We start from the raw sequence: 24,040 nt of genomic DNA on the forward strand, positions 1-24,040 counted from the left end.
GGAATGTCTCTACCGATAGCGGATGTCGGGGCCGTCAGCCCTCGCGACGCCCCCGGTTGCCCGGGCGGCGGGCCACCCAGGCGCGGATGGTGTCGGCGTACCAGTAGGGCTTCGAGCCCTCCACGTGGTCGGGCGCGGGGAGCAGCCCGTGCTTCCGGTAGGAGCGCACGGTGTCCGGCTGGACCTGGATATGGGCGGCGATCTCCTTGTACGACCACAGCGTTCGGTCGCTCATCCACGACACCTCCTGGTCCACGCCGCGGGGCCGGCCGGGCGGCCGTCGGGGGAGCCGGCGCGTGGACACTGACGATCACTCGGGTTGTGCCCGGAGAACGACGACCGGTGAGGGCGGGGGAGCGGCTGTCGACGGCCTGTGACGGAAAACCCGCGAAATGCGGACATCCGTCACAGGGAGGTAACTCCCGTGACGGAATACGACACAGGAGTCACCGGCGGGTGCGGGGCGCTCAGGGCATGCGGCGTGCCGGGCGTTCCAGGTCCGCTCAGTCCCGTCCGGCCGCGTACAGCTCCGGCCGCTCCACCAGCCGCACCTCGGTCCGTACGCCGTCCCGCGCGGCCGCCAGCCCCGCCCGCGAGACGGCCGCCGCCGCGTACCCGTCCCACGCGTCGGGCCCCGCCACCCGGCCCCGCGCCGCCGCGGCCACCCAGCGCCGCACCTGGCGGTCGTAGGCGTCGGCGAACCGGGTCGTGTAGTCCTGGACCACCTCCCCGCCCCACCGGCCGCCCGATTCGACCACCATCGCGTGGCCGTCGCCGATGCGGGCGGTGCCCGATTCGCCGACCGCCTCGCAGCGCACCTGGTAGCCGAAACCGCAGTTGACGAAGATCTCCACGTCCACGATCGCGCCGCCCGAGGTCTCCAGCAGGACGAAGCGCGGATCGCCCAGTGCCTGGGGCGCGGCCGAGGTGGGGGTGGGCGCGAGCACGGTCACGGCGGTGACCTCCTGGCCCAGCAGCCAGCGGGCCGCGTCCACCTCGTGCACCACCGAGTCGCTGATCAGCATGTCGCCGGTGAAGAAGGCCGGCGAGGAGGCGTTGCGGTGGCGGCAGTGCAGGAACAGCGGCCGGCCGATCCCGCCCGCGTCCAGCAGCTCCTTGAGCCGCTCGTACTCGGCGTCGAAGCGCCGCATGAACCCCACCTGCACCAGCCGCCGGCCCAGCCGCCGCTCCGCCTCCATGATCCGCAGGGCCCCCTCCGGATCCGGGGTCAGGGGCTTCTCGCAGAGCACCGGCAGCCGCCGCTCCAGGGCCTGCAGGACCGCTTCCTCGTGGGCGGGACCGGGGGAGGCGATCAGTACGGCGTCCACCCCGGGGGCCGCGATCGCCGCGCCCGGGTCCGTGTACGCGCCCGCGCCCTCCAGCCCCGCCGCGACCTCCTTGACCCGGTCCCCGTCCGGATCGGCGACGGCCACCACCCGCGCCCCGCCCACCGTGGTGCCGATCCGCCGGACGTGATCGGAGCCCATCCTCCCGGTGCCGATGACCGCGATGCCGAGCGTGCCGCTCATGTGTCTCTCCTCCAGGGTGTCAACGGGCGCCACAGGAGCGCAGATGGGCCCGGGTGCGCCGGGCGATGGGCAGCGGCCGGTCGGGCGGGCACGGGTACATGTCCTGCTCCACGATGGCGAAGAGCTCCACCCCGAGCCGCTGCGCGGCCGCCAGTACGGGCTCCAGCGCGGGCACCCCCGACGGCGGCTCGCACATCACCCCGCGGGCCACGGCCGGTCCGAAGGGCAGCTCCTCGGCCCGTACTTCGGCGAGGACCCGCGGGTCCACCTGCTTGAGGTGGAGGTAGCCGATCCGCTCGCCGAAGGTTTCGATCGCCTCGACGCTGTCCCCGCCGCAGTACGCGTAGTGCCCGGTGTCCAGGCACAGCGAGACCAGGGCCGGATCGGTGGCGTCCAGGAAGCGGGCCACGTTCGCCGGGGTGTCGATGTGGGTGTCTGCGTGCGGGTGGACCACGATCCGCAGTCCGTAGCGGTCCCGGACCTCCCGGCCCAGCCGCTCGGTCTGGGAGGTCAGTTCGCGCCATTGGTCCGGGGTCAGGACCCGGTCCTCCAGCACCGCGCCGGTCTTGTCGTCGCGCCAGAAGGAGGGGATGACGACCAGGTGCTCCGCGCCCGTGTCCTGGGTGAGCGCGGCGATCCGCGACACGTGCTCCCAGGTCTGCTCCCAGACGGCGGGCCCGTGATGGAGTCCGGTGAAGACGGTGCCGGCGGACACCCGCAGGCCCCGCTTCGCGGTCTCGTCGGCGAGGCGGGCCGCGTCGGTGGGCAGGTAGCCGTAGGGACCGAGCTCGATCCACTCGTACCCGGCGTCGGCGACCTCGTCGAGGAAGCGCTCCCAGGGGGTCTGGAGGGGATCCTCCGGAAACCAGACACCCCAGGAGTCCGGAGCCGAACCGACACGGATACGGGTCAACGCGGGTGGGGAGGAGGTCATGACGGCCACCTTAGGGTGCGAGGCTCAAGGCAACGGGGAAGGCGAATGGGACGGGAACGGGGAGCGGGAGGAACGGCGCAAGTGGCAGGAGATGCGGAAGTGTCGGCTGTGAACAGCGCGGACGGGTCCGCGTACGACCTGATCACCATGGGACGGATCGGGGTGGATCTCTACCCGCTCAAGACCGGTGTACCGCTCGGCGAGGCCGACACCTTCGGCAGGTTCCTCGGCGGCTCGCCCACGAACGTCGCCGTCGCCGCGGCCCGGCTGGGCCGCCGCACGGCCGTGATCACCCGGACCGGGGCCGACCCCTTCGGGGCGTACCTGCGCGCGGAGCTGCGCGGCTTCGGCGTCGACGACCGGTGGGTGGGCGAGGTCGAGCGGTACCCGACCCCCATCACCTTCTGCGAGGTCTTCCCGCCGGACCACTTCCCGCTCTACTTCTACCGGCTCCCCAAGGCCCCCGATCTGGAGATCGGGGCGGACGAGGTGGACCTGGAGGCCGTACGGGCGGCCCGGGTCTTCTGGATGACGGGCACCGGACTCAGCGCGGAGCCGAGCCGCAGCGCCACCCTCGGCGCGCTGGAGGCCCGCTCGAAGTCCGGCACCACCGTCTTCGACCTGGACTGGCGGCCCATGCTCTGGGAGGAACCGCCGGGGCCCTGGTACGAGCGGGCCCTCGCCCTGGCGACCGTCGCCGTCGGCAACACCGAGGAGTGCGCGGTGGCCACCGGCCGGGACGAGCCGTACGCGGCCGCGCGGGCGCTGCTCGACGCCGGGGTGGAACTGGCCGTGGTCAAACGCGGGCCGCAGGGGGTGCTGGCCGTGCACCGGGACGGCACGGTGGTGGAGGTGCCGCCGGTGCCGGTGACGGTGGTCAACGGGCTGGGCGCCGGGGACGCGTTCGGGGGCGCGCTGTGCCACGGACTGCTGGCCGGCTGGGACCTGGAACGGGTGCTGCGCCACGCGAACGCGGCCGGCGCGATCGTGGCCTCCCGGCTGGCGTGCTCGACGGCGATGCCGTTCCCCGACGAGGTGGAGGAGGTGCTGGGCCGTGCCGGTGGTGTCTGAGTCGGCCATGGAGTTCACCCGGCTGCGGGTGCTGGAACTGGCGCCGGGGGAGACGTACGGGTTCGCCTGCGGCGACGCGGAATGGATCGTCCTGCCCCTCGCGGGCGGCTGCGAGGTCCGCTACACGGACGCTCCCCCGGGCCCGGCCGGCCCTCCCGGCCCGGCTCGGGACGGGTCCCCTGGGCTTGATCCCGGGGTGGACCCGGATCCGGAGCCCGACGCGGAGCCGTTTCCGGACGGGGGTGCCGGGCCGGGGTCCGGGGTGGATCCGGATCCTGAGCCTGACCCCGAGCCGTTTCCGGACGGGAGTGCCGGGCCGTTCGCGGACCCGCTCGCCGGTGGTGCGGGCCGGGGTGCCGTGGGTGGGACGCCGCCGCAGGTGTTCCGGCTCGATGGGAGGGGCGGGGTGTTCGACGGGCCGAGTGACTTCGCGTACCTGCCCCGTGACGGGCGCGCCGAGGTCGGCTCGGCGCGGGGCGGCCGGTTCGCCCTCGCCGGGGCCCGCTGCGAGCGTCGGCTGCCGGCCCGGTACGGGCCCGCCGGGGCCGTCCCCGTGGAGCTGCGCGGTGCCGGCACCTGCTCCCGCCAGGTCCACAACTTCGCCGCCGCCGACGTGTTCCCCTGCGACCGGCTCATCGCCGTCGAGGTGCTCACCCCCGGCGGGAACTGGTCCTCGTACCCGCCCCACAAGCACGACGAGCACCACCCCGGCGAGGAGTCCCGCCTGGAGGAGATCTACTTCTTCGAGATCGCCCCGCACGACGGCGTCCCCGGCCTCGGCTACCAGCGCGTGAGCCCCTCCCCGGCCGGGAAGACCGACGTCCTCGCCGAGGTCCGCACGGGCGACACCGTCCTGATCCCGGACGGCTGGCACGGCCCCTCCATCGCCGCGCCCGGCCACGACATGTACTACCTGAACGTGATGGCCGGGCCGGACGCGACGCGGGAGTGGCTGATCCGGGACCACCCCGACCACGGCTGGATCCGCGGCACCTGGCCCGGCCTCGCCGTCGACCCCCGGCTGCCCTTCCCCCGCGCGGAGGACCCCGCATGAGGCTCACCACCGCCCAGGCCCTGGTCCGCTTCCTGGCCCGCCAGTACACCGAGCGCGACGGCCGCCGCCACCGGCTGATCGCCGCCACCTGGGGGATCTTCGGGCACGGCAACGTGGCCGGGATCGGACAGGCCCTGCTGGAGAGCGGCCCGGAGGCCATGCCCTTCCTCCAGGGGCGCAACGAGCAGGCCATGGTGCACGCCGCCGTCGGCTACGCCCGCCAGAGCGGCCGGCTCTCCGCGCACGCCGTGACCACCTCCATCGGGCCCGGCGCGACCAACCTCGTCACCGGCGCCGCCCTCGCCACGATCAACCGGATCCCGGTGCTCCTGCTGCCCGGCGACACCTTCGCGACCCGGCCCGCCGACCCGGTGCTCCAGCAGCTCGAAGTGCCGTACGCGGGAGACCTCTCCGTCAACGACACCCTGCGGCCCGTCTCGCGCCACTTCGACCGGATCACCCGCCCCGAGGCCCTGGTCCCGGCCGCCCTCCAGGCGATGCGGGTGCTCACCGACCCCGTGCAGACCGGGGCGGTCACCCTCGCGCTGCCGCAGGACGTGCAGGCCGAGGCCCACGACTGGCCCGAGGAGTTCTTCGCCGAGCGGGTGTGGACCGTGCGCCGCCCGCGTCCCGACCGCCGCGAGCTGGCCGCCGCCGCCGAGGCGGTACGGGGCTCCGCGCGCCCCCTGATCGTCGCCGGCGGCGGCATCCGGCACGCCGCCGCCGGGGACGCGCTCGCCGCCCTCGCGGAGGCCACCGGGATCCCGGTCGCCACCACGCAGGCGGGCAAGGGGGTCCTCCCGTACGACCACCCCGCCGAAGTGGGCGGCGTCGGCCACACCGGGACGGCCACCGCCGACGCGCTGGCCCGGGAGGCCGACCTGGTCATCGCCGCCGGGACCCGGCTCACCGACTTCACGACCGCCTCCTCGACCCTCTTCCAGAACCCCGCCGTCCGCTTCCTCGGCCTCAACCTCGACCCGTACGACGCCCACAAGCTCGCCGCCCTGCCCCTGGTGGCGGACGCCCGCGAGGGGCTGGCGGAGCTGCTCGAAGCGGTCGCCGGGTACCGGGTCGCGCCCGCGTACGAGGCCGCGTACACCGAGGCCAAGGCCGGGTGGGAGGCCCGCGTGGACGCCGCGTACGCCGTACCCGCCGACGAGGAGGACCTGCCGCCCACCCAGGCCCAGGTCCTCGGCCTCCTCGACGGGCTCGTGGACGGCACCGACATCCTGGTCAACGCCGCCGGCTCGCTCCCCGGGGACCTGCACAAGCTCTGGCGGGCCCGCTCGGCCGACCAGTACCACGTCGAGTACGGCTACTCCTGCATGGGCTACGAGATCCCCGCCGCCCTCGGCACCGCCCTCGCCGCGCCCGGCCGCCCGGTGTGGGCCCTGGTCGGCGACGGGACGTACCTGATGAACCCCACCGAGCTCGTCACCGCCGTGCAGGAGGGCGTCCCGGTCAAGGTGGTGATCATCGACAACCAGGGCTTCGCCTCCATCGGCGGCCTGTCGGGGGCCGTGGGCGGCGAGGGCTTCGGCACCGCGTACCGCTTCCGGGGGCCCGGCGGCGCGTACGACGGCGCCCCCCTGCCGGTGGACCTCGCCGCGAACGCGGCCTCCCTGGGGATGGCCACCATCCGTACCCGCACCATCGGTGACCTGCGAAAAGCCCTCTCCGAAGCGCGTGCGGCGGACCGTCCCACATGTGTCTACGCACAGACCCGAACACCCGACACTGTGTCGGGCCCACCCCCGGCACAGGCGTGGTGGGATGTTCCTGTGGCCGAGACCGCGACCCGTGCGTCGGCGGCCCTGGCCCGTGACGAGTACGACCGGCAAGCCGCGCAGCGACGTCGCCATCTGTGAAGGAGCAAGCATGAAGACCGTCAACCACTGGATCGGTGGCAAGACCGTCGAGGGCGCGTCGGGCAACTACGGCCCGGTCACCGACCCGGCCACCGGCGAGGTCACCACACAGGTCGCCCTCGCCTCCGCCGAGGAGGTCGACGCCGCGGTACGGGTCGCCCAGGAGGCGTTCCTGTCCTGGGGCCAGTCCTCGCTGGCCGCCCGCACCAAGGTGCTGTTCGCCTACCGCGCCCTGCTGGACGCCAACCGCGACGCCATCGCGGAACTGATCGTCGCCGAGCACGGCAAGGTGCACTCGGACGCGCTGGGCGAGGTCGCCCGCGGCCTGGAGATCGTCGAGCTGGCCTGCGGGATCACCACCCAGCTCAAGGGCGAGCTGTCCACCTCCGTCTCCAACCGCGTGGACGTCTCCTCGATCCGCCAGCCGCTGGGCGTCGTCGCGGGCATCACGCCCTTCAACTTCCCGGCGATGGTGCCGATGTGGATGTTCCCGCTGGCCGTGGCCTGCGGCAACACCTTCATCCTCAAGCCGAGCGAGAAGGACCCCTCGGCCGCCAACAAGCTGGCCGAGCTGATGACCGAGGCCGGTCTCCCGGCGGGCGTCCTGAACGTCGTCCACGGCGACAAGGTGGCCGTCGACGCGCTCCTCGCCCACCCGGGCATCTCCGCCGTGTCCTTCGTCGGCTCCACCCCGATCGCCCGCCACATCCACACCACCGCCTCGGCCAACGGCAAGCGCGTCCAGGCGCTGGGCGGCGCGAAGAACCACATGCTGGTGCTGCCGGACGCCGACCTGGACGCCGCCGCCGACGCGGCCGTCTCCGCGGCCTACGGTTCGGCCGGCGAGCGCTGCATGGCGATCTCCGCGGTCGTCGCCGTCGGCTCCATCGCGGACGAGCTCGTCGAGAAGATCCGCGAGCGCGCCGAGAAGATCAAGATCGGTCCCGGCAACGACCCCACGTCCGAGATGGGTCCGCTGATCACCGCCGCCCACCGCGACAAGGTCGCCTCCTACGTCAAGGGCGCCGCCGCCCAGGGCGCGGACGTGGTCCTGGACGGCACCGGCTACACGGTCGAGGGCAACGAGAACGGCCACTGGATCGGCCTGTCCCTCCTGGACAACGTCAGGACCGACTCCGACGCCTACCGCGACGAGATCTTCGGCCCGGTGCTGTGCGTGCTGCGCACCGAGACCTACGAGGAGGGCGTGGCCCTCATCAACGCCTCGCCGTTCGGCAACGGCACCGCGATTTTCACCCGCGACGGCGGCGCCGCCCGCCGCTTCCAGCTGGAGATCCAGGCGGGCATGGTCGGCGTGAACGTGCCGATCCCGGTGCCGGTGGGCTACCACTCCTTCGGCGGCTGGAAGGACTCGCTCTTCGGCGACCACCACATCTACGGCAACGACGGCATCCACTTCTACACCCGCGGCAAGGTCGTCACCACCCGCTGGCCGGACCCGGCCGACGCCCCGGCCGGCGTGGACCTGGGCTTCCCCCGCAACCACTGACGCCCGGCAACCCCTGACGCCCGGCAACCCCTGACGCCCGGCCGCCGGTGACCCCCGGCGGCCCCGGCACCCGGCCGCCGACGTCGCCGGCCGGCGCCCCGAACAGCAGGACCCCCCGTCCAACCCTCACCGACCGGGGGGTCCTGCCGTACGCCGCTGCGGGGCGGTTCAGGGCGGAGGGGGCTGTCCGACCGTCGGGCCCCGCCGGTCAGCGGGTCCGCGCCAGGTCGCGGGCCGGTTCGGGCCGCGGCGGGTCCGAGCGTCGCCGGCGGCGCAGTACCAGGACCGCGGTCCCCGCCCCCGCCAGTACCAGGACCGCTCCCGCCGCCGTCCAGGGGACCGCGAGGAAGTCCGTGGCGGACTCGGAGGAGAGGTCGGGGTAGGCGGCCGCGCCCGCCGAGACCGTGACGCTCACCCAGTCCAGCTGGGGGGAGTCCGGCCACGGTTCGGTCAGTTCCACCCGCTGCCCCGGCAGCAGCACCAGCTTCGGCTGCCGGGCCGGCCGGTCCAGCACCCGGCGCCCGAACAGGCCCCGTGCGGACACCGCCACCTTCGGCTCCACCACCACGTTGCCCCGGTTGACCAGCGCGTACGAGACCGTGGCGCGGGCGTCCTTCACCCACGGCAACAGGGGCGCCCCCCGGGTGACCCGTACGTCCTCCACGCTCAGCCCCGGGGTCAGCGGACCCGGCACCCGGAAGTACAGCCGGGCCCCCACCGAACGCTTCACCCCCACCTGCACCTTGCCGTCCTTCTGTACCCCCTCGACGGCGGTGTTGAGCGCGACGATCCCGCCGACGTGGTCGCCCGGGGTGGCGTCGCCGGGGACCTTGACGGTGAAGGGGATGTCGGCGCGGCCCTTGGGCGGCACGGTCACGGTGGCCGCCGCCTGCGGCGCCAGCGCGATCCAGGTGCCGACGTCCTTGGGCTTCGTCTCGGCGGGCAGCAGCGCGAAGGCGCCCCCCGACGGGGTGTTCGCGGCGTCGGTGGCGAAGACCTGGAAGGTCAGCTCCTTGTCGGAGGAGTTCAGGATCGTCGCGCTGTCGCTGACGGTGGCCCCGGCGGCGCCCTGGTGGAAGAAGTACGCGCGGTCGGTCATCGCCGCGCCCGCGGCGGGCGTGGGGAACACCCCCCAGGTGCCGTTGTCGGCGGCCGTGGCGGGGGCGGCGGACAGGGCGGGGAGCAGCAGCAGCCCGCACAGACCGGCGAGGAGGACGTGCGGGAGGGTGCGCAGGCGCATGGGCGGGTCTCTCCAGTCACGGCGCGGAACGGGAAGAGGGGTGGTGCGGCGCCACGGCGCCGCACCACCCTGGGCCGGGCCCGGTCAGGCGATCGAGAAGGTCACGACCGACTGGTAGGTGTCGGCGAACATGAACGGCGGCAGCTGGAGCATCGCCGCGCCGCCCACGGCGAACTCGCCGCCGGTCAGCTCGTCACCGCCGGCCGCCTGGGAGGCGACCTTCATCGGCGTGTCGGTGATCGCGCCCGGGACACCGGCGGTGCAGGTGCTCGGGCTGTCCGGGTTGGTCACGGTGCAGGACGGCTGGATGCCGATCTGCGCCTTCGCCATCGAGTGGCCGGTCGCCTGGTTCAGGAACGGCGTACGGGTCGCCGTCACGTCCCAGCCGAGGCTGCCGCCGCGGAAGTCCTGGACGGTGGCGGCGTTGAACGCGCCGAACACCGACTGGGCCTTGCCGTTGATGGTCACCGAGCCGAAGCTGACGGCCGGCTGGCCGTCCTTCGGGCCGAGGGCCAGCGGTCCGGGCAGCACCTCGATGTCCACCGGGTTCTGCACGCCCGCCTGCTCCTCGACGAACACGAAGGGCTTGGTCGGAGGCACCGAACCGTCGATCTTGATGGCGTCGGCCTTCTTGGTGACCGTGATGTTGCAGGTGGCGGCGCCGGACGCGTCCGCCGTGCCGGTACCGGTGTCACCGGTCGCCGCGCCCGCGAGGAGGGCGGAGCAGGTGACCGGGCCGGCCGGGAAGTTGGCGCCGGTGGCGGTGACGGCGGTGCCCGCCTTGCCGCTGTTGGGCGCCAGCCTGGTGGTGACCGGGTCCTTGGGCAGGGCCTCGACGGCCACCGAGCCGACGGAGGCGCTGGGGCGCGGTTCCGGCGTACAGGTGGTCGTGTAGACCGTGCCGCCGAGGTCGGCGTCCGTGACCACCTGGTCGATGGTGATCTGGACCGTGGTGCCCTCGGTGCCGTCCGGGATGGTGATGTTCCCGCTGAAGGCGGGCGGGTCGGCCTTCTTGCCGGCTTCCTGGTGGCTGGGGACGGCCGCGCTGGTGACCGTCTGGGCGACCCCGCCGACGAGCAGCTTCGCCTTGATCGTGTTGACCGTGTCGATGGTGAACATCGGGACGACCGGGGTCTCGCCGGGGTCGATGGTGATCGGGACGCTCTGGCCGGCCTTCGCGGTGTCCGGCAGCGTGATCGTGTAGTCCTGGTTGCCGTTCGCGCCCGGCTGGGGGGCGGGGGCGACGCACTTCACGGGGACCGAAGTGGTCTTGGTCGCGGCCTGCGCCGTGCCCGTGAGGGCCACCACACCGCCCGTCAGGGCCAGGGAAAGGGCGCCCGCCCCGGCCAGAACTCTTCGTCGGAACGTTGTACTCACTGGGTCGCGACTCCTTCGTCAGACGAAACCCCTCCCCCCACCCGCTGTGGGGAGGAGGTTGAGCCGGTGCGGATGGCCGTCATTGACGCGTCGCGGTCATGAGAAGTCAATGGCTTGCTTTCGCCCGAAGCGCACAGACATTGATGTCCCATCAGACCCGGTCTGATGGGACATCGGATACCGACTGGTCGGTGGCGGGTGTGCCTGGGCGCGAGGGGTCAGCGGTCCGTCGGGACGTGCAGGAGCAGGTTCGTGGTCCCGGCCGGGAGGTTCGTGATCCGGTCCGGGACCGCGGAGCGCACCAGGGCCTGGCGCACCTGCTCGGGGGACGGGTGCAGGCCGGGCGCGCCGGTGGCGGTGCCGGGCGTGGCGCTGGTGCCGGGTGTGGCGTCCCCGGGGGCCGCCAGGATCAGGGCGGCCGCGCCCGCCACGTGCGGGGCGGCCATGGAGGTGCCGGACGCGCGGGCGAGGGCGGTCGCGGAGCCCTTCCAGGCGGAGACGACGGACACGCCCGGCGCGGAGATGTCCACGCAGGGGCCGTGGTTGGAGAACGCGGGGCGGCGGTCGGCGGCGTCGGTCGCGCCGACGGTGAGGGCCTGCGGGACGCCGGAGGGGGAGCCGGCGCAGGCGTCCTTGCCCTCGTTCCCGGCGGCCACGGTGAAGGTGATCCCGGACGCCACCGCGCGGATGACGGCCGCGTCCATGGCGTGGCTCCGGGTGCCGCCCATGCTCATGTTGGCCACGTAGGGGCCCTTCGTGGCGTTCCTGACCGCGTCCTTCACCATCCAGTCCAGGCCGCGCAGGATCGCCGACAGCCGCCCGTCGCCCCGGCAGTCGGCCACCTTCACCCCGACGAGGGAGACCCCCTTCGCCACCCCGTACGTCGCCCCGCCGACGGTCGCCGCGACATGGGTCCCGTGGCCGTTGCAGTCGGCCGCGCCCTCCAGGAACACCGCGTTGTACCCGGCGTGGGCGCGTCCGCCGAACTCCTGGTGGAGGGTGTTGATTCCGGTGTCGACCACGTAGACGGTGACGCCCCGGCCCTGGGAGGCGTACGCGTACGAGCCGTCGAGCGGCAGCTCGCGCTGGTCGATCCGGTCCAACGGCCAGGGCGCGGACCGCTGCACGGCGACGCCGGCCACCGCCGGTGCGGGGGCCGGGGCGGCGGTGGGGGCCGGGGGAGCGGAGGGCGGGGGCGGCGTCGGGTCCTCGGAGATCCGGTACAGCCCGTCCGGCTCCACGGAGGCGACCCTCGGGTCGGCGGCCAGCTCGGCGGCACGGGCCGCGGTGGTGCGCACGGCGAAGCCGTCGAGGGCGGCGTCGTAGACCGCCGAGACCCGGTCGCCCGCCTCCGCCGCCTCGGCGGCGAGAGCCCGGGCCGGGGCGCGGGAGCTGGTGTCCTTGAGGACGACGACGTAGGGGGCGGTGGGGGCGTCGGTGGCGCGGGCGGCGTCGGCGGTGTGCGGCGGCAGGACGGTGGCCGTCGCGAGCAGGGCGGCGGCCGGGAGGAGCGCGGTCATGGCGGTCATGCCGCCGATGCTCGGGCCGCCCCGGCGGCGGCGCGCGGAGGGTGCGCCGACTGGCCGCACGACACGCCGCCGCAAGGGGGCGCGGCGGGCTAGCCGAGTGCCCAGCCGCGCATGGTGAAGACGCCCTCGTCCTCGGCGCCCGCCGACTCGTAGGTGGCCAGGGCGGGTCCGTTGTCGGTGTCGACCCCCACCCACATGCCGTAGCAGCCGCGTGCCCTGGCCTCGTCCGCGAGGGCCAGGGCCAGGGCGCGGCCGATCCCGCGCCGCCGGTGGGCCTCGTCCACGGAGAGCTCGTAGAGGCACATCTCGGCGCCCTTGTCGGGGTGGGTCATCTCGACGCCGGAGACCATGCCGACCGGCACGTCCCCGACGTAGGCGATCAGCATCAGGTGGCCGGGCGCGTCGAGGAAGCGCCGGGCCCATTCCTCGCGGGCGGGACCGTCGAAGAGCCCTTCGGCCGCCACGAGTTCGGCGCAGCTGCGGGCGCGGCGGATGTCCATGGCCCCGACCCTAGACCCAACCGCCGCACCGGCACCCGGCCCGCGCCGCCCGGGAGTGCCCCGGCGTCGCCGGGCCCGCCGGGGCCGTGGCGGTGGGTCAGGTGCTGCGGAGGGCCAGGGCTGCCGCGAAGGCGGGTGGTGCCGGGAGGTCGCTCAGGGTCCAGCCCGCAACCGGCGCCGGCGTGGCCGCCGAGCCCACGTACGGGTCGGCCAGGCCCAGTGCCAGCCCCGTGCCGGTGGCCTTGAGGTAGGCCTCCTTGCGGGACCACACCCGCGCGAGGGCCGCCGGTCGGTCCGCCACCGGCAGGCCGACGAGCTCGGCCGTCTCCGCCGGATGCAGGGTGCCCAGGACGTCGTCCACCGCTCCCGCTCCGGGCAGACCCTCGATGTCCACGCCGACCGGCACCCCCGCGAAGGCGAAGTAGGCCATGTCGTCGCTGTGCGAGAGCGAGAAGTGCACCGCGCCCCCGGCCACGGCGGGGCGCCCGTGCGGTCCGCCGCAGCACGGGCAGTCCTCCCGCACGAGGGCGACCTTCTCGGGCGCCAGCCCGAGGTACCCGCCGAGCAGTACACGCAGCCCCACGTGCGAGGCGAGGTAGCTGCGCCGGTCGCCCGCGCGCAGCAGCCGCGAGAGCCGGTCCCGCTCGGACGCGTCCAGCAGTGCGACGGCACCGGCGACCTCGTGGCCGCCGACCACCTCGCGCGTGGTGTCCAGGGACCACACGGTCACGGTGCCGCCCACCGGGAGCGCGCCGGTCCGGGGTATGTCCTCGCCGAGTTGGTTCACGTACTCGATCACCTGATGAGGGTAGACGAGGCGGCGTCGGGCCCGGCTACCCTCGTCCGGTATTGATCTTTCCGAGTCCAGGGGGAACTCGCCGTGCTCAGTGCTGTCGTGACGCCGGAAGGCGACCGGATCCGGTGGGTCGAACTCGCGGGGCAGGGACCGGCCCGTGTCTACCTGCACGGCCTCGGCGCCACCTCCCCGGCGTACTTCGCGGCCGTCGCCGCGCACCCGCTGCTGGCCGGGCGGCGCTCGCTGCTGGTCGACATGCTGGGGCACGGGCACAGCGACCGGCCCGAGGCGTTCACATACACCCTGGAGGCGCACGCCGACGCCGTCGCCCGGGCGCTCTCCGAGGCCGGGGTCGAGGGGGCCGAGCTGATCGGCCACAGCATGGGCGGGGCGGTGGCCATCGTGCTCGCCGCGCGGCACCCCCGCCTGATGTCCCGGCTCGTACTGGTCGACGCCAACCTGGACCCGGTCCCGGCCGTTCCCCGGGCACCGGGCAGCAGCGGGATCGCCTCGTACACGGAGGAGGAGTTCCTGGCCGGCGGCTGGTCCGAGGTCCGTGACCGGGTCGGCGCGCACTGGTGGTCGACCATGCGGCTGGCCGGCCGCACCGCCCTGCACCGCAGCGCGGTCCACCTCGCCGCGGGCACCACGCCCACCATGCGCGAGCTCCTGCTGGACCTGAAGCTGCCGCGCACCTTCCTCTACCCGCAGGCCGACGGTTCCCTGCCCGGGGCCGAAGCCCTGGAGGCCGCCGGGGTCGCCGTCGTCGCGGTGCCGGACTGCGGGCACAACATCATGCTGGACAACCCCGAGGCCTTCGTCCGCGCCACGGCCGCCGCCCTCGCCCCGGCCACCCCCTGACCCGTCACCGCCGGGAGGATCCGGGGGAGCAGCGGGGCCGGCGGCGGCGTCAGCGGCGCCCTGTCGGGACGGCCGAGGCGGGTGCCAGGGAGGGCCGTCCGTCCGGTATTCGCGCCCCCGGCGAGGGCGTGCCGTCGGTCCAGGCGTAGACCTTCCGGCCGCGCACGGCGACCTGGTACTGGTACCGGTCCCGGCACTCGGGCCGTTCCTCGGAGCGCGTGTCGCCGGGCCACCAACGGGCGTTCAGATGGGGTCCGCCCGCCTTCTTCGGGGCGCTGACGGCGCACTGCGGACCATCGAGCGGGGTCTTGCCGAGGGTGAACCGGATCAGCCGGGCCTCGCCGGTGGTGCGCACCCGTACGCGCACGTCGGTGGCGTCCTTCGGTATCCAGCTCGGCAGGACGAACGCCAGGTCACCGCGCGTGGGCGCGTCGGCGGCGGTGGCGAAGTGCCTGCCCTTCTCCTTGAAGAAGCGGTCGTTGAGGGTGTTGGTGACCGGGTTGGGCGGAAGGTTCGGCAGAGCGAGCGCGGCGATGGCGAAGGCTCCCGCCAGGGCGGCGGCGATGACGAGCGGACGGCGGTTCATAGCCATAAGTGTTCGGATCGGAGCCCGTTCGCGCGTCCCTCCGCAGTACGAATCGCAACTCTGCCTGAAGTCGCATACGGCGTCATACCTGAGTGCCGGTCCGGGCGGCCGGCCTGGGCCCACGGTCCTTCCCGGGGCCTCGTTATAGGAGCGCTGGGGGTCGGAGATATGCCGCGCCCCGAGAGTGAATCCGCAAGCCGCTCCGCGCAGTTGACGGGCGGCCCGCTCTCCCCCCCCCACTCCCCCCCCCGCCGCCCGGAGGAATGCCATGCGTCTTCGTCTCGCTCCCCTGCTCGCCGCCACGGCGGCCGCGGGTCTGCTCGCCCTCGCCACCCCCGCGTCGGCGGCCCCGGCGGACAAGCCGCAGGTCCTCAGCACCTGGACGCAGACCAGCGCGTCCAGCTACAACGCCTGGCTCGCGGCGCGCGGCAGCCAGGGCAACTGGTCCGCGTACGGTTTCGACTGGTCCACGGACTACTGCTCGTCCTCCCCGGACAACCCCTTCGGCTTCCCGTTCCAGACGGCCTGCGCCCGCCACGACTTCGGCTACCGCAACTACAAGGCGGCCGGTTCCTTCCCGGCGAACAAGTCCCGGCTGGACGACGCCCTGTACGCGGACCTGAAGCGGGTGTGCTCGCAGTACTCGGGCGTCAAGAAGGGCTCCTGCGACAGCACGGCCTGGACCTACTACCAGGCGGTCAAGGCCTTCGGCGTCTCCCCGCAGGACGCCCCGGCGGCCTGACGGCCCCGAAGCCGGCCCCGGTCCGCTCCCGCCCCTCGATCCCCGTCCCGCCCTCGCCCCCGTCGGGCGGGACGGCTCCCCTTCGCGGGAAAACACGGAAGCCCTCCCGATGGGAGGGCTTCCGTCGTGGTGCGGAGAGTGCCCCCGGCAGGACTCGAACCTGCGGCCAAGCGCTTAGAAGGCGCCTGCTCTATCCACTGAGCTACGGGGGCCGGAAGGTGACCGTGGTGGCCTGGAGCCCCTTGGTGGGGGTGGGACTGCGGTCCGTGCCGGGTCAAGGATAGGGCTCCGGTCGCCTTGTCCCGGTTGCTTCACCCGCGTGCCACGATGTGGAGGTTCGGTGAAGCGGTCCCGATAATCGCAGGCAGGTGCGATTCGCGCATCGCTTTTGCGCCGCGTCGGCCTGGGTGTTGTGCACTCGTTATGCCTGCGTCCCACTCGTCCTCCGTGTCCAGGATGTCCCGTCGCGGTAGCGGTCGGCGCGCAGAGGGCGTATAAGCTTCAAAAATGGTCCCAAATTGGGCATTCTTCGCATGTGGTGACCTTGGATGTTCGGCCTCAGCTGCTCGATGCCCTGTCCGCCCTGCGCGACCGGGTCGCGTCCGTGCGTCTGCCGCTGCCCCTGCCCGGCGCCCCGCGCGCCCGCCAGACCAGAGCCGAGCTGCTCGCGCAGCTCGACGACTACCTCGTACCCCGGCTGAAGGCGCCGGAGGCGCCCATGCTCGCCGTCGTCGGCGGGTCCACCGGCGCCGGTAAGTCCACCCTCGTCAACTCCCTCGTCGGCCGCCAGGTGAGTGAAGCCGGGGTGCTCCGGCCGACGACACGCACCCCCGTGCTCGTCTGCCATCCGGATGATCATCACTGGTTCGCCGGGATGCGGATCCTGCCCGACCTCCTGCGCGTCTGGGTGCCCGAAGGCGAGGAGGAACTGCTCCCCGCGCCCAAGAAGGGCCCTCCCCGCGGAGCCGGCCAGCGGAAGGTGACCGGCCAGCTGAGGATCGAGACCGTCTCGACCCTCCCGCGAGGGCTCGCCGTCCTCGACGCCCCCGACATCGACTCCCTGGTGGTCGAGAACCGGACGCTCGCCGCGCAGCTGATCTGCGCCGCCGACGTCTGGGTCATGGTCACCACCGCCTCGCGGTACGCCGACGCCGTCCCCTGGCACATGCTGCGCACCGCCAAGCAGTACCGGGCCACCCTGGTCATCGTCCTCGACCGGGTCCCGCACCAGGTGCTCGCCGAGGTCTCGCGGCAGTACGGGGCCCTGCTCACCCGGGCCGGGCTGGGCGACGTACCGCGGTTCACGGTGCCGGAGCTCCCCGAATCGGCCGGCGGGGGCGGGCTGCTGCCGGCGAGCGCCGTCGCGCCGCTGCTCGCCTGGCTCGGCCACCACGTCCAGGACCCGGCCGCCCGGCAGTACGCCGTCGGGCGGACCGCGCTCGGCGCCCTCGACTCCCTCGGACGCCGCATGCCGGAACTCGCCTCCGCCGTTGCCGCGCAGCACGCCGCCGCCGTACGGCTGACGTCAGCCGTCGAGGACGCGTACAAGCAGGAGGGCAGACGGGTGCGCAACCGCCTGGACCGGGGCGCCGTACTCGCCGGCGACGCACTGACCAGATGGCGCGGCTACCCCCTCGACACCAGCGCCGACGAACTGCTCGACTCCCTCGCCGAATCGCTGGCCGCGCTCCTCCAGTGCGCCGTGGCCTCCGCCGACGAACGCATCGCCGCCGCCTGGCGGCGCGAGCCGGCCGCCGGGGCGGTGACGCTGCCCGCGCCCGACCGGGAGGCGGCGGAACGCATCGGCGTGGCCGTACGGCGGTGGCGGCGGGTACTGGAGGAACTGGCCGAGGACGAGGTCGCCCGGCTCGACCGGCAGCCGGCGCCCGACCCCGACGCCGTCGCCGCCCTCCTCGTCGCCGCCCTCCTGGGCGGCAAGCGGGCCCGCCCGGCGGGGGAGAAGCTCGCCGAACGGATCGGCGTACAGTCCGCCGTCCGGCTGCGGGACCGGGGCGGGGAGCTGGTCGCCGAACACCTCGACCAGGTGCTGCGCGCCGAACGCGACCGCAGGCTCGCCCCGCTGGAAGCGCTCGAAGTGACCCCGGAACCGCAGGCCGAGCTGATCGCCGCGCTGTCCCTACTGCAGAAGGAGAGGTGACGCGGTGACCGCGCTGACCGACCGCGACCGCACCGACGACCGCTGGGACGACGGCTTCATCGCGCGCTCGCGCCACCGGAGCTTCCGCAAGGGCGGTGCGGGCGCACGGGGAGGGGGACCGCGGTCCGCTTCCCCGGGGGCGTCGGGGCCGCGCGACGAACGCGGCGGGCCCGGCGACGCCGACCCCGCCGACCTCGACGCGGTGTTCGACCAGGAGCCGGACGAGGAACGGCGCGAAGGCGACGAGGCCCTCGTCCGGGCCGTCTCCGGAGCAGGAAGCGACGGCGGCAAGGCCCCCGTCCTGCCGCTCAGCCCCGAGGCGCAGGCACTGCGGCTGCGCCTGGACGCCCTGCGCCAGCTCGTCGGGCTGTCCCGGACCCGGCTGGACGGCAAGACCCTCGCCGAGGCCGGCCGGGTGCTCGACGAAGCCGCGGCGCGCCGCGGCCTGTCCCCGCAGCACACGGTCGTCGCCGTCGCCGGAGCCACCGGAAGCGGCAAGTCCACGCTCTTCAACGCACTCGCCGGGGTGCAGATCTCCGAGACCGGACTGCGCCGCCCGACCACCGCCGCGCCGATCGCGTGCAGTTGGTCCGACGGAGCCGCGGGGCTGCTGGACCGGCTGGAGATCCCCGGCCGGCTGCGGCGCAGGCCCCGGGAGACCTCGGATGCCGAGGCGCTGCGCGGGATGGTCCTCGTGGACCTGCCCGACCTGGACTCGGCGGTCGGCGCGCACCGCGACCACGTGGACCGGGTGCTGGCGCTCGTCGACGCCGTGGTGTGGGTGGTGGACCCGGAGAAGTACGCGGACGCCGTCCTGCACGAGCGGTACCTGCGGCCGCTGGCCGGCCACGCGGAGGTGACGTTCGTCGTCCTGAACCAGGTGGACCGGCTGCCCGGCGAGGCCGCCGACCTGGTCCTGGACGACCTGCGCCGGCTCCTCGACGACGACGGCATCGCGCTCGGCGAACACGGCGAGCCGGGGGCCACCGTGCTCGGACTGTCCGCCCTGACGGGCGAAGGGGTCGGGGAACTGCGCGAGCTGCTCGGACAGTTCACCCAGGAGAAGGGCGCCGCGACCCGCCGCATCTCCGCCGATGTGGACCGGGCCGCCGGACGCCTGCGGCCCCTGTACGTCGCCGACGGGCACGCCGGGCCCGAGATCGGCGAGGCCGCCCGCGCCGAGTTCGAGGACCGGCTCGCGGAGGCCGTCGGGGCCTACGCGGCCGGCCTCGCCGCCGAACGGGCCTGGCGGCGCAACGCCGGCAAGGCCTGCGGCACGCCCTGGCTGCGGCTGTGGCGCTGGTACGAGAGCCGGCGCGCCCCGCGCACGCTGGCGGGGCTTGCCGCCCTCGCCGCGATCGGCCGCACCCCGGCGGCATCCGCCGAGACCCCGGTCGAGGAGGAGGTGACCGCCCGGCAGCGGGTGGAGCAGGCCGTGCGGACCGTCGCGGACGAAGCGGTCGTCGGGCTGCCCGACCCCTGGGCCCAGGCGGTGCGGGAGACCGCGGTGCGCGGCGCCGAAGGGCTGCCGGAGGCGCTCGACGAACTGGCGGTCACGCTGGGCGCGGCCGTCGCGGTGCCCGCCGCCAAGCCGCCCCGGCCCACCTGGTGGCCTGCGGCGGTGCTGGCGCAGGCGGCCATGACACTGGTGCAGATCTTCGGCGGGCTCTGGCTGGTCGGGCAGATCGCCGGGGTCCTGGAGCCGAAGCTGCTGCCGCCGGTGCTGTTCATGGTGGCGGGGATCATCGGCGGGCCGCTCGTGGAGTGGGCGTGCTCACTCGCGGCCCGGGGCCCGGCGCGCCGCTACGGGCAGGACGCCGAGCGCAAACTGCGGCAGGCCGCGGCCGGTTGCGGGCGGGCCAGGGTGCTGGAGCCGGTCGCGGCGGAGCTGCTGCGCTACCGCGAGGTGCGGGAGCAGTACGCCACCGTCGCCGCAGGGGGGACGAAGTTGTCCACAACCCGCCAGTAGTCCACAGGCCGGAGCGGGGAGGGCGGCCCCGCGCCAGCATGGTCGTACCCGTGCGGAAGGCCCGGACGGGTACGAGGCGGGGAGGGCGGCCGGGATGAACGACACCCTGGTGACGCTGGTGGGGTACGTGGCGACGCAGATCGACTTCAAGGAGACGCCGGCCGGCCCGTCGGCGAGGTTCCGCTTCGCGGTGACCCCGAGGTACTTCGACCGGCGCACGGACACCTGGACGGACGCCGCGACCAGCTTCTACACGGTCTGGGCGCGACGGGTGCTGGCGCTGAACCTGGCCAGTTCCGTCTCGGTGGGAGAACCCCTCGTCGTCCACGGGCGGTTGCGGGTCCGGGAGGATCCACCCGACGGCGACGGGGTGCGGTGGTTCTCGGCGGACATCGACGCGGTGGCGGTCGGGCACGACCTCAACCGCGGAACGGCCGCGTTCCGCCGGGTGGTCAAGACGGACACGCCACTGATGGGGCCTCAGAAGGCGGCGGTGGTCTGAGTGTTCGAGGAGGCTAGGATTCCCCGGTACTCACGGGCACCTGGGTCTTTGGCCCGAAGGGGAAGACTGTGTCGATTGCTGTTCCCGCGTCCTCTGCGTCCTCTGCGATCCCCGACCCCCGCGCTCGCGCGGGGAGATCACCGTCCGCACCCGCGGTCGGATCACCATCCGCGTCCGCAGGCGGAACGCCTTCCGCAGCCGTGGACGGATCACCGTCCGCGTCCACCCCGCCACCGGCCGTCGCCGCGGCCCGCGCCGCGATTCCGCTTCCTGCCGGGACAGGTGCTCCCGCCGCCGTCCCCGGGGACGCCACGCGGGCTGCCGCCCGGCCCGCCGGGGATCCGGGCGCGGGCACCGGGGGCGCTGCGCGGGGGGCGGTACGGCGGCCCCTGGCGGTCGCCCTGCTCACCGCCGCCGCCCTCGCCAGCGGGCCCGGGGCCCGCGCCGCGACGGACCCGGACCAGGCCGGCGGCCGGGCGGCGGAGGGCGCGAGCGCCGTGCTGGACGGGCTGAAGACGTACGGGCAGGCGGTCCTGCGCGCCGGGGACGGTTCGGTCCGCCAGATCCCGGCCGGGCTCTACGAGATGCGGGTCGACGGCGGTGGCATGCTCCAGACCTACGGGGTCGGCATCGCGGGCTCGGCGCAACCGCAGGCCCGGTACACGGAGAGCGGCTGGAACGGCTCCCCGCTGGCGGGGAACGCCGAGGCCGGACGGATCCGCTGGGTCCTGGAGCACTCCTATCCCCAGCACAACGACCTGGCCGGTCTCGCCAAGGAGGCCGGGGCCGGGGCGCTGACCGCAGAGAGCGCCGCCGCGGGGACCCAGGTGGCCATCTGGCGCCTCGCCGAGGGCGCGCAGGTCGAGGCGGCCGACCCGGCGGCGGCGCGGCTGGCCGACTACCTCCAGCGGGAGGCGGGGCGGCTGCCGGAGCCGCCGGCCTCGTTGGACCTGGACCCCGGCCAGGTGTCCGGCCCGGTGACGGGGCCGACCGGCGGCCGGCTCGGGCCGGTCACGGTCCGGACGGGGGCGCAGAGCGTGACCGTCACCCCGGACGCGGCGGCCGCGGCCATGGGGGTGCGCGTGGTGGACGCCGAGGGACGGCCGCTGGACTCCGCGGGCAACGGGAGCCGGCTCTGGTTCGAGGTGCCCGCGGGCACCCCGGACGGGACGGCGACGGTCGTCGTGCAGGGCTCCACGAAGGTGCCCGTCGGGCGGGTCTTCGCCAGCGGGGTCCCGGCCGAGGCACAGATCGTGGCGGGCTCCAGCGACGCCGCGGCGACGGCCACCGCCACGGCCGTCTGGCCCCGGGCGCAGCCGCCGGCGCAGGGCCCGGCAGGGACCGTGGGCACCCTGGCGGGCGCCTCGGAGGTGGCCGGGACCGAGGTGCCCGCGACCGCCTCGCCGGATTCCCCGGACGAGCGGCTGGCCACCAGCGGCAGCTCCGCCGCCACGCCGGTGATTGCCTCGCTCGCGGTGGGACTGGTGGTCCTGGGCGGGATGGTGGTCCTGCTGCTGCGCAAGCGGCCGTTGGAGGGAGAGGAGGACGCAGCGGGGTCCGAGGGCGCGGAAGGCTGATTCCGGACCGCCGTCCCGGGGTAGGCGGAGGCAATGGCTGATCAGGAACTGACCTGGCGGGGCACGGTCGCGCGGTGGGACCGGGGGCTGTTCGACGCGGTGGCCCGGCGGCACTGGCCGGGCGCCGACCGGGTGCTGCCGAGGCTCGGGCGCGCCGCCAACCACGGGGTGCTGTGGGGCGGGGCCGCCGTGGCGATCACCGTCCTGGGCTCGCCCCGGGCCCGCACGGCGGCGCTGCGCGGGATCGGCTCGCTCGCGCTGGCCTCGGCCACGATCAACACCGTCGGGAAGTGGTCGGTGCGCAGGCCCCGGCCGGTGCTGGACGGGGTCCCGCTGACGCGGCAGCCGGCCGTGCCGCCGCGGACCACCTCGTTCCCGTCCGGGCACTCCGCCTCGGCCTTCGCCTTCGCCGCGGGAGTGGCACTCGAATCCCCGGTGTGGGGGGCCGTGCTGGTCCCCGTCGCCGCGTCGGTGGCCTTCTCGCGCGTCTACACCGGGGTGCACTACCCCTCCGACGTGGTGGTCGGGTCGGCGCTCGGGGTGGCCGCGGCCCTCGCCGTACGCGGCCTCGCGCGCGAGGCCAAACGGGCGAGGGCCGTACCGGGCGACGAGCGGCCGGCGGCCGGGGTCCCCGCCCTGCCGGACGGGCAGGGGCTCACGGTCGTGGTGAACACCGCCTCGGGCACGGCCGGGACGGCGGGGCTCGACGTGCTGCGCGAGCGGCTGCCCAAGGCGGAGGTGGTCGAATGCGCCGGCGAGGAGCTGGAGGCCGAGCTGGCCGCGGCCGCCGACCGGGCCGAGGTGCTGGGGGTCTGCGGGGGCGACGGCACCGTCAACGCCGCGGCCACGGCGGCCCTGCGCGCCGGGGTGCCGCTCGCCCTGTTCCCCGGGGGCACCCTGAACCACTTCGCGCTCGACCTCGGGCTCGGCGGAACCGAGGACACCTGCCGGGCGATCGCCGAGGGCCAGGCCGTCCGGGTCTCGGTGGGCCGGATCACCCCGACGGACGGGTCCGGCGACGGTGCGACGCGGTACTTCCTGAACAACTTCAGCATCGGCGCCTACCCGGAGCTGCTGCGCCACCGGCTGCGCTGGGCCCCGCGGATCGGCGGCGGCCCGGCCGCGGTGCTCGCGGCCTGGCGGGTGCTGCGGGCCGAGCGGCCGGTCCGGCTGACCCTGGCCGGCCGGCCCCGCAGCGTCTGGTTGCTCTTCGCGGGCAACGGCACCTACCACGGCACCGGCCCCACGCCCCGGCGCCGGGACGGTGTCGGCGAGGGCCTCCTCGACCTCCGCCTCGTCCACGGCGGCGGCCGCCCGGGGCCCCGGCTGATGGCCGCCGCCTTCACCGGCCCGCTGAGCCGCTCACCGTTCCACGTGGCCACCCGCAGGCGCGGCCTCCGCGTCGAGGACGTCCCGCCGGGGACCCCGCTCGCCTACGACGGCGAGTACGCCAAGGCGCCCGCCTCCCTCGTGCTCGCCGCGCTCCCCGACGCCCTGGCCGTCTACCGCCCCCGCTGACCACCCCCGGACGGCGCCCCCGCCTCACCGGGCCGCCCGCCCGGACCGCACGGCCCGTCGCCGTCCGGCCGGGCGGCGTCCGGCCCGTCGCCGTCAGGCCCCTCGCCGCCCCGTCCCTCGCCGGCCGCCGCGTCGTCCGCGGCCACCGGGCCCGGTTCCACCCCGAGGTCGGCGCGCATCACGGCCCGCGCCCGTACCCAGGCGTCGCCCAGGTCCAGCAGCGCGGCGAGCACCTCGTCGAAACCCCAGCCCGGCAACGGGTTCCCCCGCTCCAGCCGCATCGTCCGGGCGTACGCGCCCGCGAGCTCCCGGGTCAGGACGTCCAGCTCCGCCATGACCGCGTCGGAGGCGATCATCTGGGCCTCCGCGAAGGCGGAGTGCATGGCGTGCCGGGCCTCCTGCAGGGCCGCCCGCCCCTCGTCGGTGACCTCGTCCCGGTGCACGGCCCACAGGTGGTTCATCAGCTCGACCCGGTAGCGGCGGTACCCGGCGTTGGCGTGCACGTAGCAGTCGCGCCGCTTCTCCCGCTCGGCCACCCGTCGGTCCCGCTGCCACTGGGCCCGCGCCAGCCGTTCCTGGCGGTCGAACTGATCGGCCTGGACCCGGCCGGTGATCCGCTGCGACAGGACCGGCGCGAGCAGCGTGCCCGTCACCGCCACGATGGCGCTGGCGAGCGCCAGCAACGCGTTGTCCACTCTTCCCCGTCCCCCCGAAAC

At 74.8% G+C, this 24,040-nt stretch carries 21 protein-coding genes and 1 tRNA gene; 11 read left to right on the forward strand and 11 right to left on the reverse strand.

What is annotated here, in order from left to right; genetic code table 11:
- Window positions 1-34: 34 nt before the first annotated feature.
- The 3 genes from SLAV_RS24005 to SLAV_RS24015 all read right to left on the reverse strand — a co-directional run bounded on the left by SLAV_RS24005 (window position 35) and on the right by SLAV_RS24015 (window position 2,463).
- Complete coding sequence (locus SLAV_RS24005; protein ID WP_030229526.1) at window positions 35-235, reverse strand: helix-turn-helix transcriptional regulator; 201 nt, start codon at window positions 233-235, stop codon at window positions 35-37.
- A gap of 268 nt (window positions 236-503) precedes the next feature.
- A complete protein-coding gene (locus SLAV_RS24010) occupies window positions 504-1,529 on the reverse strand; it encodes a Gfo/Idh/MocA family protein (protein ID WP_030229529.1) in 1,026 nt (341 codons plus the stop codon).
- A 19-nt stretch (window positions 1,530-1,548) separates the two neighbouring features.
- Window positions 1,549-2,463: a sugar phosphate isomerase/epimerase family protein gene (locus SLAV_RS24015; protein WP_030229530.1), complete on the reverse strand. Its 915-nt coding sequence runs from the start codon at window positions 2,461-2,463 to the stop codon at window positions 1,549-1,551.
- A gap of 99 nt (window positions 2,464-2,562) precedes the next feature.
- On the opposite strand from SLAV_RS24015, the gene iolC reads away from it, so the two are divergent.
- Genes iolC through SLAV_RS24035 form a run of 4 tightly spaced genes read left to right on the forward strand, consistent with a single transcriptional unit; the run spans window position 2,563 to window position 7,969 of the window.
- Window positions 2,563-3,534: a 5-dehydro-2-deoxygluconokinase gene (iolC, locus tag SLAV_RS24020; protein WP_391283536.1), complete on the forward strand. Its 972-nt coding sequence runs from the start codon at window positions 2,563-2,565 to the stop codon at window positions 3,532-3,534.
- Window positions 3,518-4,588: a 5-deoxy-glucuronate isomerase gene (gene iolB, locus SLAV_RS24025; protein ID WP_335341793.1), complete on the forward strand. Its 1,071-nt coding sequence runs from the start codon at window positions 3,518-3,520 to the stop codon at window positions 4,586-4,588. The genes iolC and iolB overlap by 17 nt, the downstream gene beginning before the upstream one ends.
- On the forward strand, window positions 4,585-6,459 hold the full coding sequence (gene iolD, locus SLAV_RS24030; RefSeq protein WP_030229534.1) for a 3D-(3,5/4)-trihydroxycyclohexane-1,2-dione acylhydrolase (decyclizing): 1,875 nt from the start codon (window positions 4,585-4,587) through the stop codon (window positions 6,457-6,459). Before iolB ends, iolD begins: the two co-directional genes overlap by 4 nt.
- A gap of 10 nt (window positions 6,460-6,469) precedes the next feature.
- Window positions 6,470-7,969 (forward strand): CoA-acylating methylmalonate-semialdehyde dehydrogenase, encoded by a 1,500-nt coding sequence (locus tag SLAV_RS24035; protein ID WP_030229536.1) that lies wholly within the window; start codon window positions 6,470-6,472, stop codon window positions 7,967-7,969.
- Window positions 7,970-8,177: 208 nt separating this feature from the next.
- Here SLAV_RS24035 and SLAV_RS24040 read toward each other — a convergent pair whose 3' ends face one another.
- The 5 genes from SLAV_RS24040 to SLAV_RS24060 form a co-directional block, all read right to left on the reverse strand.
- The gene (locus SLAV_RS24040) at window positions 8,178-9,209 is read right to left on the reverse strand and encodes a WxL protein peptidoglycan domain-containing protein (RefSeq protein ID WP_030229538.1); all 1,032 of its coding nucleotides are present in this window, start codon (window positions 9,207-9,209) and stop codon (window positions 8,178-8,180) included.
- Between the two features lie 84 nt (window positions 9,210-9,293).
- Window positions 9,294-10,586: a hypothetical protein gene (locus SLAV_RS24045; protein WP_030229540.1), complete on the reverse strand. Its 1,293-nt coding sequence runs from the start codon at window positions 10,584-10,586 to the stop codon at window positions 9,294-9,296.
- A gap of 218 nt (window positions 10,587-10,804) precedes the next feature.
- Complete coding sequence (locus SLAV_RS24050; RefSeq protein ID WP_234333560.1) at window positions 10,805-12,115, reverse strand: S8 family peptidase; 1,311 nt, start codon at window positions 12,113-12,115, stop codon at window positions 10,805-10,807.
- A gap of 89 nt (window positions 12,116-12,204) precedes the next feature.
- Entirely contained in the window at window positions 12,205-12,615 is a 411-nt protein-coding gene (locus SLAV_RS24055; RefSeq protein ID WP_030229544.1) for a GNAT family N-acetyltransferase, read from the reverse strand.
- 97 nt (window positions 12,616-12,712) lie between these two features.
- Window positions 12,713-13,414: a 4'-phosphopantetheinyl transferase family protein gene (locus tag SLAV_RS24060; protein ID WP_037687114.1), complete on the reverse strand. Its 702-nt coding sequence runs from the start codon at window positions 13,412-13,414 to the stop codon at window positions 12,713-12,715.
- 81 nt (window positions 13,415-13,495) lie between these two features.
- Between SLAV_RS24060 and SLAV_RS24065 the strand changes: the two genes are divergently transcribed.
- Complete coding sequence (locus tag SLAV_RS24065; protein ID WP_030229547.1) at window positions 13,496-14,272, forward strand: alpha/beta fold hydrolase; 777 nt, start codon at window positions 13,496-13,498, stop codon at window positions 14,270-14,272.
- A gap of 49 nt (window positions 14,273-14,321) precedes the next feature.
- Here the strand turns inward: SLAV_RS24065 and SLAV_RS24070 are convergent, their stop codons facing one another.
- Window positions 14,322-14,858 (reverse strand): hypothetical protein, encoded by a 537-nt coding sequence (locus SLAV_RS24070; protein ID WP_030229549.1) that lies wholly within the window; start codon window positions 14,856-14,858, stop codon window positions 14,322-14,324.
- A gap of 268 nt (window positions 14,859-15,126) precedes the next feature.
- On the opposite strand from SLAV_RS24070, the gene SLAV_RS24075 reads away from it, so the two are divergent.
- Complete coding sequence (locus SLAV_RS24075) at window positions 15,127-15,600, forward strand: phospholipase (protein ID WP_030229551.1); 474 nt, start codon at window positions 15,127-15,129, stop codon at window positions 15,598-15,600.
- Between the two features lie 139 nt (window positions 15,601-15,739).
- Here SLAV_RS24075 and SLAV_RS24080 read toward each other — a convergent pair.
- Window positions 15,740-15,812 (reverse strand) — tRNA-Arg (locus SLAV_RS24080).
- Window positions 15,813-16,135: 323 nt separating this feature from the next.
- Between SLAV_RS24080 and SLAV_RS24085 the strand changes: the two genes are divergently transcribed.
- The 5 genes from SLAV_RS24085 to SLAV_RS24105 all read left to right on the forward strand — a co-directional run bounded on the left by SLAV_RS24085 (window position 16,136) and on the right by SLAV_RS24105 (window position 23,324).
- Window positions 16,136-17,758, forward strand: coding sequence for a dynamin family protein (locus tag SLAV_RS24085; RefSeq protein ID WP_037687116.1), 1,623 nt, complete (start codon window positions 16,136-16,138; stop codon window positions 17,756-17,758).
- Between the two features lie 4 nt (window positions 17,759-17,762).
- The gene (locus SLAV_RS24090) at window positions 17,763-19,727 is read left to right on the forward strand and encodes a GTPase (protein ID WP_078950288.1); all 1,965 of its coding nucleotides are present in this window, start codon (window positions 17,763-17,765) and stop codon (window positions 19,725-19,727) included.
- Window positions 19,728-19,821: 94 nt separating this feature from the next.
- On the forward strand, window positions 19,822-20,229 hold the full coding sequence (locus SLAV_RS24095) for a single-stranded DNA-binding protein (RefSeq protein ID WP_030229555.1): 408 nt from the start codon (window positions 19,822-19,824) through the stop codon (window positions 20,227-20,229).
- 200 nt (window positions 20,230-20,429) lie between these two features.
- Window positions 20,430-21,806, forward strand: coding sequence for a thioester domain-containing protein (locus SLAV_RS24100; RefSeq protein ID WP_335341794.1), 1,377 nt, complete (start codon window positions 20,430-20,432; stop codon window positions 21,804-21,806).
- Window positions 21,807-21,839: 33 nt separating this feature from the next.
- Complete coding sequence (locus SLAV_RS24105) at window positions 21,840-23,324, forward strand: bifunctional phosphatase PAP2/diacylglycerol kinase family protein (protein WP_030229557.1); 1,485 nt, start codon at window positions 21,840-21,842, stop codon at window positions 23,322-23,324.
- Here SLAV_RS24105 and SLAV_RS24110 read toward each other — a convergent pair.
- Window positions 23,309-24,019, reverse strand: coding sequence for a hypothetical protein (locus SLAV_RS24110; protein ID WP_030229558.1), 711 nt, complete (start codon window positions 24,017-24,019; stop codon window positions 23,309-23,311). The genes SLAV_RS24105 and SLAV_RS24110 overlap by 16 nt on opposite strands.
- Window positions 24,020-24,040: the final 21 nt, after the last annotated feature.

The sequence above is a fragment of the Streptomyces lavendulae subsp. lavendulae genome (assembly GCF_002803845.1).
Taxonomy (GTDB): Bacteria; Actinomycetota; Actinomycetes; order Streptomycetales; family Streptomycetaceae; genus Streptomyces; species Streptomyces lavendulae.